14 protein-coding genes are annotated in these 13,129 nt (G+C 39.9%); 11 read left to right on the forward strand and 3 right to left on the reverse strand.

Annotation, left to right across the window (positions count from 1 at the left end; all coding sequences use genetic code 11):
- Positions 1-2 precede the first annotated feature (2 nt).
- The 7 genes from KV40_RS34680 (at position 3) to corA (ending at position 5,839) form a co-directional block, all read left to right on the forward strand.
- Positions 3-176 (forward strand): hypothetical protein, encoded by a 174-nt coding sequence (locus tag KV40_RS34680; protein WP_156113953.1) that lies wholly within the window; start codon positions 3-5, stop codon positions 174-176.
- Positions 145-1,329, forward strand: coding sequence for an agmatinase (gene speB, locus KV40_RS05470; RefSeq protein WP_036478634.1), 1,185 nt, complete (start codon positions 145-147; stop codon positions 1,327-1,329). The genes KV40_RS34680 and speB overlap by 32 nt, the downstream gene beginning before the upstream one ends.
- A 224-nt stretch (positions 1,330-1,553) precedes the next feature.
- A complete protein-coding gene (locus tag KV40_RS05475) occupies positions 1,554-2,162 on the forward strand; it encodes a glutathione S-transferase family protein (protein ID WP_036478637.1) in 609 nt (202 codons plus the stop codon).
- Between the two features lie 60 nt (positions 2,163-2,222).
- A complete protein-coding gene (hypA, locus tag KV40_RS05480) occupies positions 2,223-2,594 on the forward strand; it encodes a hydrogenase maturation nickel metallochaperone HypA (RefSeq protein WP_036478640.1) in 372 nt (123 codons plus the stop codon).
- Between the two features lie 75 nt (positions 2,595-2,669).
- Positions 2,670-3,380 (forward strand): hydrogenase nickel incorporation protein HypB, encoded by a 711-nt coding sequence (gene hypB / locus KV40_RS05485; RefSeq protein ID WP_072013780.1) that lies wholly within the window; start codon positions 2,670-2,672, stop codon positions 3,378-3,380.
- 94 nt (positions 3,381-3,474) lie between these two features.
- Positions 3,475-4,347, forward strand: coding sequence for a YihY/virulence factor BrkB family protein (locus tag KV40_RS05490; RefSeq protein ID WP_036478643.1), 873 nt, complete (start codon positions 3,475-3,477; stop codon positions 4,345-4,347).
- A gap of 331 nt (positions 4,348-4,678) precedes the next feature.
- Positions 4,679-5,839: a magnesium/cobalt transporter CorA gene (gene corA, locus KV40_RS05495; protein ID WP_036478646.1), complete on the forward strand. Its 1,161-nt coding sequence runs from the start codon at positions 4,679-4,681 to the stop codon at positions 5,837-5,839.
- Positions 5,840-5,864: 25 nt separating this feature from the next.
- On the opposite strand, the gene fabG is transcribed toward corA, so the two are convergent.
- Complete coding sequence (gene fabG, locus KV40_RS05500) at positions 5,865-6,629, reverse strand: 3-oxoacyl-[acyl-carrier-protein] reductase (RefSeq protein ID WP_036478648.1); 765 nt, start codon at positions 6,627-6,629, stop codon at positions 5,865-5,867.
- 126 nt (positions 6,630-6,755) lie between these two features.
- On the opposite strand from fabG, the gene trxA reads away from it, so the two are divergent.
- Complete coding sequence (trxA, locus tag KV40_RS05505; protein WP_036478650.1) at positions 6,756-7,073, forward strand: thioredoxin; 318 nt, start codon at positions 6,756-6,758, stop codon at positions 7,071-7,073.
- A gap of 104 nt (positions 7,074-7,177) precedes the next feature.
- The gene (locus KV40_RS05510) at positions 7,178-7,477 is read left to right on the forward strand and encodes a hypothetical protein (protein WP_052055388.1); all 300 of its coding nucleotides are present in this window, start codon (positions 7,178-7,180) and stop codon (positions 7,475-7,477) included.
- 76 nt (positions 7,478-7,553) lie between these two features.
- Here the strand turns inward: KV40_RS05510 and KV40_RS05515 are convergent, their stop codons facing one another.
- Entirely contained in the window at positions 7,554-7,946 is a 393-nt protein-coding gene (locus KV40_RS05515; RefSeq protein WP_253274168.1) for a DUF2809 domain-containing protein, read from the reverse strand.
- Between the two features lie 351 nt (positions 7,947-8,297).
- Between KV40_RS05515 and KV40_RS05520 the strand changes: the two genes are divergently transcribed.
- Complete coding sequence (locus KV40_RS05520) at positions 8,298-9,236, forward strand: cation diffusion facilitator family transporter (RefSeq protein WP_036478655.1); 939 nt, start codon at positions 8,298-8,300, stop codon at positions 9,234-9,236.
- Between the two features lie 103 nt (positions 9,237-9,339).
- On the opposite strand, the gene KV40_RS05525 is transcribed toward KV40_RS05520, so the two are convergent.
- Positions 9,340-9,714, reverse strand: a complete 375-nt coding sequence (locus tag KV40_RS05525) for a hypothetical protein (protein WP_036478657.1) — start codon at positions 9,712-9,714, stop codon at positions 9,340-9,342.
- A gap of 601 nt (positions 9,715-10,315) precedes the next feature.
- Here KV40_RS05525 and KV40_RS05530 point away from each other — a divergent pair.
- The gene (locus tag KV40_RS05530; protein ID WP_052055389.1) at positions 10,316-13,129 is read left to right on the forward strand and encodes a hybrid sensor histidine kinase/response regulator; all 2,814 of its coding nucleotides are present in this window, start codon (positions 10,316-10,318) and stop codon (positions 13,127-13,129) included.

A 13,129-nucleotide genomic window follows, 5' to 3' on the forward strand; every position in this document is an offset into this window, starting at 1 on the left:
AAATGAAATGTCAGATTGCTGCGTTATTTTACGACGGAGTAATCTATGTGCGTTGGTTAGAAAGACCACGCTGTAATACGACGAAGCTTCCTCTGACTTCGTTAATTCCCCAAAATTTTAGGGCAATTTATACAGGAAATAACCATGAGTCAATCTCCAAGGCGATCGCCAGATAATAATGATAATTCTAGTGAGGCACAACGAGCTTTAGAACGAGAACGAGAGCTTCCTCTCACAGGATGGCAACAAGAAGTAGATCTCGGTTTAGATCGCGGTTTAGAAGCAGCAGAAAGCATCCGCGATCGCACTATTTCTACTTTTTCTCGCGGAGAGCTACCCCACTACGCAGGTATTAATACTTTTTTGAAAGCTCCCTATCTCGAAGATGTTAAGGAAGTAGGTAATTATGACGTAGCGATTATAGGCGTTCCTCACGACTCTGGCACTACCTATCGTCCTGGTACCCGTTTTGGTCCCCAGGGCATTCGCAAAATTTCGGCTTTATACACGCCCTACAACTTTGAATTTGGCGTAGATTTGCGCGAACAAATTACCCTTTGCGATGTGGGAGATATCTTTACTATTCCTGGCAATAACGAAAAGTCCTTCGATCAAATTTCTAAAGGAATTGCCCACGTTTTTAGTTCGGGTGCTTTTCCCATCATTTTAGGTGGCGATCATTCCATTGGTTTTCCTACCGTTAGAGGAATTTGCCGTCACTTAGGAGATAAAAAAGTCGGCATTATTCACTTCGATCGCCACGCCGACACTCAAGAAACCGACTTAGACGAAAGGATGCACACTTGTCCTTGGTTTCACGCCACTAATATGGCTAACGCTCAGGCTAAAAATTTAGTACAAATGGGCATTGGTGGCTGGCAGGTTCCCCGTCCTGGAGTCAAGGTCTGTCGCGAACGCGCCACTAACATTTTGACCGTAACCGATATTACCGAAATGGGACTAGATGCTGCCGCAGATTTTGCCATAGAAAAAGCCACCGACGGCACTGATTGCGTTTGGATCAGTTTTGATATCGACTGCATTGATGCGGGATTTGTTCCAGGTACTGGCTGGCCCGAACCAGGTGGTTTATTACCCCGTGAAGTTTTGTATTTACTTAAAAAAATCGTGCAAAACACTACCGTTTGCGGCATAGAGGTTGTAGAAGTTTCCCCCCCTTATGACGTTAGCGATATGACGGCTTTGATGGCAACTCGCGTAATTTGCGACACGATGGCGCATTTGGTGTTGTCGGGTCAATTACCACGACAAGAAAAACCAGCTTACATCCACGAAGAAGCCCAAGTTGTAGACGAACCTTGGAATTAACTATTACTTAAAATGGTGTTGCATCATTATGGAATGGTAAAGCGGAAGTAGCGAGTAGCAAATTTTATTCTTACTTACTTGCCTGGTAAATATTACTAGTAAGTAGATGAACAATTCTACTATTTTCTCAAAATCATTCCGTAACTATGTAACGCCCTTAAAATAAACGAGATAGCATTGCCGTTTGGCGATGTGTACCAAATAAATCTTCATCAAGGATTGAGATGTACAAACTTTACGACTTTCTGCCTTCAGGTAATGGTTACAAAGTTCGTTTATTGTTGACTCAATTGCAAATTTCTTTTGAAAGAGTCGAGCTAAATATTTTAGAGGGAATTACTCACAGTCCTGAATTTTTAGCCAAAAACCCTAATGGTAAAATCCCTTTATTAGAAATCGAACCAAATAAATTCATTTCTGAATCTAATGCGATTTTGTACTATCTCAGTCAAGGAACAGAATATTTCCCTCAAGATAAATACCAGCAAGCAAAAGTGATGCAGTGGCTATTTTTTGAACAATACAGTCACGAACCTAATATTGCTACGCCTCGTTTTTGGATTACCGAACTCAAACAAGCCGATAAGTATTCGAAACAGATCGAACAAAAGCGAAAACTAGGTTATGCCGCTTTAAATGTTATGGAACAGCATCTTAAAAACCATAATTTTTTCGTAGCAGATAAATATACCATTGCCGATATTGCTCTTTATGCCTATACCCATGTTGCCGAAGAAGGAGGCTTCGATCTAACTAAGTTTACCGCTATTAATGCTTGGTTAAAAAGAATTGAATCTCAACCCAGACATATTAAAATTACCGATTCATTTTGATTGTCAAAGATGATTGAAATTTTTTCTGATAAATGTTTAATGCTAAATGCTAAATGAAAAATGCACGAAACCGATATGACCAAAGCTTTAATCGTAACGATTAGGAATTGGTATTACTCACAACCAGAACAACCCAAGATCGAAAAAATTCATCTAGTAGTCGGTCAGTTTACCTGTGTCGAACCAGTAAGCTTACAATTTGCCTTTGAAGTTCAAACCCGCAACACTTTTTTAGAAGGAGTAGAACTAGTAATTAGAGATATTCCTTTAATTGCTTTTTGCCATCGTTGCCAACAGGAATACAAGCCAGAAATCGGATTGCAATATAGCTGTCCCGACTGTAACTCGCCAATGGAAGATATCAAATCGGGTCGAGAACTCAAAATCGATCGCATCGAATATTCTTCTCGTACAGCCCCTACCCATAACTGATAACTGTAAGGGCGATTCGCGAATCGCCCTTACCAATCATTGATAATTGATGACTGTTTACTGATAACTGAAACAATGCACCAAACATTTGACGCAGCTTTAGAACTCAATTTACTCCATGCCAATCAAGAAGGCGCAGACCACAATCGCCAGCATTTCGATCGCTGGGGAATTACCTGTCTCAATATTATGAGTAGTCCTGGGGCAGGTAAAACTGTTCTGCTCGAACAAACTCTAAAAGCTTTAAAAGCTAAATTCAAAATGGCAGTGATTGAGGGAGATATGACTACAGAACTCGATGCCGATCGCCTGCGTCAATACGATGTGCCTGTAATCCCAATTAATACAGGGCGTTCTTGCCATTTAGATTCCAAGATGGTTGCAGGAGGTATTCATACTTTAGAACATCAGTATAATCCTACAGATCTGGACTTAGTTTTAGTAGAAAACGTAGGCAATTTGGTCTGTCCTGCCGAATTTGAGGTAGGAGAACACGCTAAAGTAGCTTTACTTAGCCTCACCGAAGGAGAAGACAAACCCTTGAAATATCCCGTGATGTTTCAAGAAGCAGATTGCTTATTGGTTACTAAAACCGATCTGGCACCCTATTTAGATATAGACTTAGATCGCCTCAGCGACAACGTACGGCAAATGAATCCCCATGTCAGCATTATTCTTTTATCTGCTAAGACTGGGGAAGGATTGCCTGTATGGTTTGACTGGGTTGGCAATTGTATCGAGCAAAATCGCCTCAACCGAGACAAAATTATCGCGATTGAAAGATAATCTATTCTGCCACTGCTCAAATATAAATTGGTAGATATACTATCTACAGCAATTGTTTCTTCGAGCATCGGCAAAATCTTAGTGTAGCGAACCAATGAACGTTAAAAAAATTTTTCAGCTATTAAAGGGAACATTCCAGGAATGGCAGCAAGATAACGCCCCGCGTTTGGCAGCAGCTTTAGCGTATTATACTGTATTTTCGATTTCACCTTTATTAGTAATTGTTATAGCGATCGCTGGCAGGTTTTTTGGAGAAGATGCTGCTAAAGAAGAACTTGTCAATCAGATTAGTGCCTTTGTCAGCGAAGATGCCATTCAACCAATTATTCTCGCCCTGGATAATATTACCGAACCCCAAATAAGAGGAATGGCTTCTTTAATAAGTATTGGCGTATTGTTAATTGGTGCTTCGGGAATTTTCGTGCAGCTGCAAGATGCCCTCAACACTGTCTGGAGTGTAAAACCCAAGCCAGGACAAGGAATCGGGCTATTTATTCGCAAACGGTTGTTTTGTTTCTTTATGGTACTGGCGATCGGAGTTTTATTGATGCTGTCTTTAATAATTAGTACGGTTGTTTCTACCATGAGCAATTACAGAACTGATTTTTTACCAGGATCGGCAGTGCTTTGGGAAAATTTAGACTTTATCGTGTCATTGGGTTTGTTGACTTTTTTATTTGGCTTGATGTTCAAATACGTTCCCGATGCCAAAATTGTTTGGAAAGATGTTTTTGTCGGAGCTTTAATTACAGCCTTATTATTTATCTTTGGTAAATTTTTATTAGGACTGTATTTTTCTACTGGTAGTCTTGGTTCGGCTTATGGTGCGGCAGGTTCTCTGGCTGTCTTTTTAGCCTGGGTTTATTACTCGGCACTAATTATTTTAATTGGAGCAGAATTTACTCAGGTCTATGCCAGAATGTATGGCTCGGATATCAGACCGGGCAAACGTTCTCAAAAAGTTTAAAGTTTAAGCTACTGTTATCTATATGGCAAATAAAAATATGTAATGATAGCGAAAAAGCATGAAAAAAGAGTAAAAGATTTGATATTTTTATTTTTTGTTTACAAATAAGCCGTATCGTCTGTTACAATTCTTAGTAAGGTAATCGAGAGTTGTAGTGCCAGGGAACGCGCAACTAAGATTTTCCACAAATAAACAACAACATTATTTAGCTTAATATCGGTAACGCACTACCGATATTTTTTTTAGCTGAAATTGGTGTGGGCAAAATTTAAAACCGTACGGCTAGAATAATTAGGATAAATACTCCCACCGCCAGGAAAATTTTTTCTAGATGAGCTACGAAAACGATTTAAATACCAATGTGCGATCGCTCTCCGATGAAGATATAGATATAGAAGAGTTGTTTGACTACGCTTACGAAAAGCCTGGTAGTATGCCAGGTACGCTTAATATCAAGCCAGATGCCAAACATCCGCAAATTGTTTTAATCGACTATAATCGCGATCGCGCTCATCGTCAAGAAAATTTGACTCCCGAGGCCTGTGCCAAACATTTGACCACAGCTTCTGTATCCTGGGTCGATGTCGGTGGTTTGGGTAGTGAAGATGTTCTACAAAGACTGGGTGCGGTATTTAACTTACACCCTCTGGTATTAGAAGATATTGTCAACGTTCCCCAACGCCCAAAGGTAGAAGAATATCCCGAACAACTGGTAATTATCGCTCAAATGGTGCTTCCCAAACCCAAAAAAACCAGTTTTTGGCTGGAACAGGTTAGTTTAATTGTCGGCAAAAATTATCTACTCACCGTACAGGAAGAACCAAATCGAGACTGTTTTCAGGGAGTACGTCAGCGCATCAGATTTAAAAAAGGCAATATTAGAAATGAAGGAAGCGGATATTTAGCCTATGCCCTATGGGATGCAATTATTGATGGTTTTTTCCCCGTTTTAGAAGTATATGGCGAAAAAATCGAAGATTTAGAAGATGAGGTTATTTTTAATCCTAGCAATCGCAACTTGTCGGAAATCTATAAGATCAAACGGGAACTACTGGCTTTACGCCGCGCTATCTGGCCTCAAAGAAGTGCCTTAAATACCTTAATTCGAGATGGTAGCGAACTGCTCGACCCAGAAATATTAGTCTATCTTAGAGACTGTTACGATCGCAGCGTCCAAATTATCGATATCATTGAAACCTATCGCGAACTGGCATCGAGTTTGACCGATATCTATCTCTCGTCCATTAGCAATAAAATGAATGAAATCATGAAGTTGCTGACGGTAATTTCCAGTATTTTTATACCCCTAACATTTATTGCTGGTATCTACGGCATGAATTTTAACACTCAGGTTTCTCCCTGGAATATGCCAGAATTAGACTGGTATTGGGGCTATCCGCTTTGTTGGTTGTTGATGGTAGCGATCTCTGTAGGATTAATTTATTTCTTTTGGCAGCGTGGTTGGTTCAAAGACTTTTCCAATCCCCAGTAGAAGCAAGATGCTACCTTGCGTTTTTTTACGCCATTACCATACCACCATCTACATTAAATACCTGTCCTGTAATATATGCTGCGGCAGGATCGGCAGCGAGAAAGCGAATCGTGCCTGCTACCTCCTCTGGTTTGCCATAGCGACCTAGAGGAATGAATTTGATTATCTCATCTGACTTAAGATCTTCAGTCATATCGGTTTCGATAAACCCTGGTGCCACCGCATTAACCGTAACGCCACGATTGGCTAGTTCTTTAGCAACGGTTTTGGTAAAGCCAATTACACCCGCTTTAGCCGCACTGTAGTTGGCTTGTCCTGGGTTGCCCATTTGCCCTGCTACCGAGGCAATATTAATTATTCTGCCGCTACGCTGTTTGAGCATAATTTTACTGACGGCTTTGGTACAGAGAAAAACCCCCGTAAGATTGAGATCGATCACGGCTTGCCACTGTTCGGGCTTCATTCGTAATAAAAGAGTGTCTTTAGTAATACCTGCATTGTTGACTAAAATATCGATACGCCCGAATTTATCTTGGGTTTGCTTAATTAAATTATCGACAGCTTCGCTTTGGGAAACATCTGCCTGTAAAGCAATTGCTTCTCCTCCAGCTTCAGCGATCGCACTGACTACTGCTTCTGCTGCATCGCTAGAACGAGCATAGTTTACTACCACTTTAGCTCCCTGACTGGCTAAAGCTAAAGCCGCTGCCTTACCAATACCTCGTGAAGCACCAGTAACAATGGCAACTTTGTCTTTGAGATGTTGTAAATTTTCTGGTAATAATTTCATAACTTGCCCCTCATCAATAAATTATCTTTGGTCGATCGCACTGCAACTTAGCTATCATATAGTTCGATCGGTACCTAAGACTAGGTTGAGCATCAGTCATTTACAAATTAGTAACTACAAATCACTATGGCAGTTAAAAAGCAATTCTCTAGTTTCCAAGAGCTGTTAGATAATTCACCCAAACCAGTATTGGTAGACTTTTATGCTACTTGGTGCGGTCCCTGTCAGATGATGAGTCCGATTTTAGAACAGGTAGGAACGCAATTACGCGATCGCCTGCAAGTAGTTAAGATTGATACGGACAAATATCCGAAACTGGCTTCACAGTATCGCATTGAAGCCTTGCCTACTTTGGTTTTGTTTAAAAACGGTCAACCAGTAGAGCGTATTGAAGGCGTATTGCAAGCACCTCAGTTGGTGCAGCGTTTGAGTTCTTTGATATAACAATAAGTTGTATTTAAGTCTTTCTGTAGCACGAACTTTTAATGTTTCTTATTGTTTAATTTGCGACCGTTCTATATATAAAAAGGTGAAGATTGGATGTTTGAATGAAACAATTTTTTCGTCGCTACAAATTATCATTATTAATAATTATTTTTAGCCTGACACTAGGACTTGCTCCAGTATTATCTGTATTGATAGCTAGTATTATCGCTAATGCCAATGACTGCATACTTCACGAAGGAAACGTCAATCCCTGTAAAATAGGTTCGGTCGATCTAGGTGGTCTTCTTTATAGTATGGCAGTATCTGGCTGGTTTATGTTGGTTTCAATTCCTTTTGGGCTAATAGGATTGGTATTTGGATTAATCTCGTTAATCGTTCAAATTTGGAATATTAGGCATTAATCAAAATAGTAAGATATTACACTACATTAATAAGATTGAATTTGAAAATATTTTCAGTAAAAAACAATATGTCGAGCTAAATTTTGTTTGTAAGCCTGTAAATCCTGTTTAATATTAACCAACCCAACAAACAGCCGATCGCATAATAAAGAAAATCCCACCAAACAAAACTAGAGCCTAATAATAACTTCCAGGTAATTGTCTTGCGTAGGGCAACAGGTACGTGGTGAAAGAATAACTGCGATACTTCAATGATGCTAGTAACGATAAAGACCCAAATAGGAATTATCACAGTAGCTCGTTTACTAGAAAAAAACCAGAAAAATACCAAACACCAGAGGACTTCGTATAAAATATCCCCTGAATAATCACGAACCCAGGTTTGACCGATTCCCGTATAAACTTTAGAGAATAAACCTAAAGGAACGATAATTAAGATTGAAATAAAAATAGCAAGATTGCGATTCACCAGATAAAAATTAGCTAGACAATTATAAACTTATAACCAGGAAGTTATCTTCAACATGTGCGTTTTAGTAAATTTGCGATCGCCATTTTTCCAAGAATAATAGCATCTTACTTTACTGTCTGACATGAGAAATCCAATAATAGCCAATAGCTCGATGGATGTCTCCAGCTAATTTTATTCTCATCAAACTTATTTATAATTAACTCAGACAAAGCGCGATCGCGCCTATAATACTCAAGTTAATTTGCAAAAAATGCTTGATAAACATAAACGTAAAAACAGTTTAAAATCCTTTTACCTTACATAATTTATAAGTGGCATATCTAAACAGGATTTAGTATAAATATCGACATGACGCACCATCACGGTCACAGCCATAATCATCACCATCACCATCATCAGCCCGATAATTACAATCGCGCTTTTATTATCGGCACTTTGCTCAATGTAGCATTCGTAATAATTGAAGGCGGGTTTGGATTTTTAACTCAGTCTTTGGCACTACTTGCCGATGCGGGACACAATCTTAGCGATGTTTTAGGACTTTTAATTGCTTGGGGTGCTAGCTGGTTGGCGCAGCGTCCGCCATCAAAACGTTTTACCTATGGCTGGCGGCGTTCTTCTATTTTGGCGGCATTGTTAAATGCTTCTATTCTGCTGTTGGCGATGGGAGGTATTGCAACTGAGGCTATTCGACGTTTTGCCAATCCTAGTTCGGTTGCGGGTACGACAATTATCGTAGTAGCGGCAATAGGAGTGGTAATTAATACCGTAACTGCCCTATTGTTTATGTCTGGTCGTCGAGAAAATCTCAACATTCGTGGGGCGTTTCTGCACATGGCAGCAGACGCACTGGTGTCTTTGGGAGTGGTTTTGGCAGGTATTGCCATTCTGGTTACGGGTTGGACCTGGTTCGATCCCGTCATTAGTCTAATTATTGTCGTGGTAGTAATTGTTAGTACCTGGCAACTATTTTTAGATTCGCTGAAACTATCACTTGATGCCGTACCTCAAGCAATCGAACCACGAGCGGTAGAAACATTTTTAACAGAACTACCTGGAGTCATTCGAGTCCACGATCTGCATATTTGGGCGATGAGTACTACTGAAATCGCGCTTACCGCACATTTAGTAATGCCCGATGGTTTTCCTGGCGATCGCTTCTTAAATGATATTCGCTACAGACTACACGAACATTTTGCGATCGAACACGCCACTATACAGATAGAAACTGAGGATTCTAATTGTGCCTGTGTTCTCAAACCGAGTTTCCACAAACATTCAGACTAGAACCTTCACAACAATGAACAGTGAACAATTTTTCATTTACTAATTTTTAAACTCAGCAGTCAAAATTCATTGCTCATTGCTCATTGCTCATTGCAATTTGAAACTACCTTTCCACCCCTGTCAAACGATTCCAAATTAAATAACCTACTTCGTCTTTAGGTACGAACAAGTTATTGTCGTCGGCTTCCATGTCTCCCATTGCCGTAAATTCTTGACGGGCAGGATCGTTAAGATTGATATAGGTAGCACCCTGTTTGAGGCGAGTCCCTGGTTTTAATATCGGAATTTGACTTAGCTCGTCATTACTAAAACCTTCCAACTTTTGCTGTAACCCATCAACATCCATAGCCGTTCTCTCAAATCTTCCTGGCTGGTTGGCTTCTGCACCGACGTTCTGACCAGCCATTGGCTGAGGATTGAGGTCTTTATCAAATTCGTCTTTTTCGCGATTTATGTAGTTGGGTTGTTTGTTAGCCATATTATATTATCGAAAATTGTGTTTCATCTTATGTCGTAATTGCTAATAACAGAAAAATGTTTAAAAATTACCGCAATTATCAACTATGTAAATAAATAGCAGAATTAAAACTTGTCGTACTCTATCTAACGAAACAAGATCGATACATTAAAGTTATTCTTGTTGCATTTTTATAGCATTACTTCAAATGCTCGTTAAAAACTCAAGATCTTTGTGGTTGCATTAACTACAATACGGCGACAATTTTCTGGTAATAAGCCTAGTCTTCATCAACCTAATTTTTTTAAAAAGTAAGTTGTTTTAAAGTTTTTTGTCAACGATAATTTTTAATTTTTACTTGCTAACACATTGCTGTTAAATTCAGTAAATATACTGAAGTAGTTAAAACGTTTTTTGTCATTTTTAATTGATTAAGTCATCAAATTTGAGCATTTAAAAAATTAATGTGTTTGAGGATGTATTCAAATTATTTGCCAATGCTAGAAAAATATTTCTCAACTATTAAGATATTGAGGTTGAATTTTTAGGCAATAAAAGGGAACAGTAAAATAGTGGCTCGATCTTAAAAGTTTTCTGCCAAAGCCTAAAAGTTAGATTCTTTATGAACTCAAATCGAGAAAAAAAAATATCTGTCACTGACAGCGGTTCTCTATCTAAAGCCATAAAAGGGATTTCTTTGCCTTTAGTTTTAGTAGTGCCGTTTGTATTGCAAATTGTGGCTGCCGTAAGTATTACTGGTTATCTATCGTTTCGTAACGGACAAAAAGCAGTCAACGATCTAGCTACAGACTTACAGGAAGAAGTAAGCGATCGCGTATCTCTACATTTAGATAATTATTTGGCGACGGCAGAAAATATTGCTCGAATTAATGCTAGAGCGATCGAGCTAGGCATAATCGACCTATACGATTACAAAACCTCTGGACGCTATTTTTGGAATCAATTACAGGTACACCAAAATGTAGGATATATCGATTATCTCATCGTATCTACAGGAGAGTATGTTGGTGCGGGACGTTGGTTAGAAGGTGCTGGCGTAACTATCGACGAAATTTCACCAGAAACTAATTGGCAAGCCGACACTTTTTCTACCGATGATAGAGGAAATCGCCTAGAAGTTGTGGATGAGGCTGAATACAATCCGTTTGAGGAATCTTGGTATGCAGAAGTAGTAAAAGCCAAAAAACCAATTTGGAATGAGATTTATGCCTGGGATGGCTTTCCCGATATTTTATCCGTTGCGATCACTTTTCCTATTTACAATCGAACCAATGAGTTAGTTGCTACCACGGGAGCCGATTTGCAGCTAAAAGGTATTAGCGAGTTTTTACGCGATATTGAAATTAGTCCTGCGGCTGAAGTAGTTATTTTCGAGCGGAATGGTGCGGTGGTTGCTAGCTCTATCGACGAACTACCATACAAAATGGTGGCAGAAGAAGCACAGCGACTTAATGTAGAAAACAGTAGCGATTCTATAGTTAAATCCACGGCTAAATTTTTAAAAACTAAATTTGGTAGTTTCCAAAACATCGATGCTTCACAACAGCTTGAGTTTGAGATTGAAGGCGAACGTCATTTTACCCAAGTAACCCCCTGGCGAGATGAACTGGGTTTAGATTGGCTAGTAGTAGTGACCGTGCCAGAATCTGACTTTATGGCAAAAATTCACGCCAACAACCGCACTACAGTTTTGCTTTGCATCGCCTCTTTGTTAGTAGCAATTTTAATAGGCAGTAGTACCTCTCGTTGGATAACCAAACCCATTCGTCGCTTGAGTGCTGCCAGTAGTGCGATCGCCAACGGAGATTTCGAGCGAGCTGTAAAAGTCAGAGGAGTCAACGAACTCAACGTTCTAGCCCAATCTTTCAATAGTATGACAGAGCAATTACGATATTCCTTCGCTCAATTAGATACAGCCAATAAAGAGTTAGAAAAAAATAATCAACAATTAGAAAATCGTGTTGACGAACGTACTCACGAACTACAGGTAGCCAAAGAAAAAGCCGAAGTAGCCAATAAAGCTAAAAGCACTTTTCTGGCAAACATGAGTCACGAATTGCGGACTCCTCTCAACGCTATTCTCGGCTTTACTCAAATTATGCAGCGAGACAAAACCGCATCGCGATCGCAGTTAGAAAATTTAGCCATTGTCAATCGCAGTGGCGAACATTTGCTAGCTCTAATCAACGATGTTTTAGATATGTCAAAAATCGAAGCGGGACGTATTACTCTCAATCCCCACAGCTTCGACTTATATCGACTGCTCGACACTACTCAAGAAATGCTAGAGTTTAAAGCCGACGCTCAAAATTTACAGCTTTTATTCGATAAGCATCCCGATACACCACGATATATTCGTACCGACGAACGCAAACTACGTCAGGTATTAATTAATTTACTCAACAACGCTCTTAAATTCACCTCCGAAGGTGGCGTAACTCTGCGGGTCAAACCAGATCTAGTAGATACCTATACTTTATTGTTTGAAATTGAAGACACTGGCGCGGGTATTGCCCCTGAAGAATTAGATACTCTCTTTGAAACTTTTACCCAAACCGAAACGGGCAGACAATCAGAAGAAGGAACGGGTTTGGGTTTACCTATCAGTCGTAAATTCGTGCAGTTGATGGGGGGAGATATTGTCGTTAGCAGTCAATTGGGAATGGGAACGGTATTTAGATTCAATATCATCGCCAAACCCGCTCTTACAGAAGAACTTCAGCCGCAAAAACGCTACCAAAAAGTTATCGCTCTAGAACCCAACCAGCCCAATTATCGCATTTTAGTTGTAGACGATCGCTGGGAAAATCGCCAAATAGTCTTAAAACTTCTCAAACCGATTGGCTTTGAAGTTAGAGAAGCCGTTAATGGTAAAGAAGCGATCGCTATATGGGAACAGTGGCAGCCCCATCTAATTTGGATGGATATGCGGATGCCCGTCATGAACGGTTATGAAACCACCGAATACATCAAATCACACCTCAAAGGTCAGGCTACCTATATTATCGCTCTAACCGCATCTACCTTTGAGGAAGAGCAAGCCATCGTGCTATCGGCAGGATGTGATGACTTTGTTCGCAAACCATTTCGAGAGGAAGTTTTATTCGACAAGATGGCGGAATATTTGGGGGTTCGCTATATCTACGCCGAAAATACCGAATCGGAAGACATTCTAACCAATCTCAACTCCAATTTCGTTCTCGAACCTGCGGCGTTAACAATTATGCCTGGTGACTGGTTGGCTCGGCTAGAGCAAGCCGCTGCCGAACTGGACGAAGAGATCGTTGCAGAATTACTTCAGCAAATACCAGACAAACACGCTTTACTAGCAAGGGCACTGCAAGACAAAGTTAATGATTTTGATTTTGATGACATTGTCAAACTCGTGGAGCAAACAGTCAAAATTAAGAATTAA

This window comes from Myxosarcina sp. GI1 (assembly GCF_000756305.1).
Lineage (GTDB): Bacteria > Cyanobacteriota > Cyanobacteriia > Cyanobacteriales > Xenococcaceae > Myxosarcina.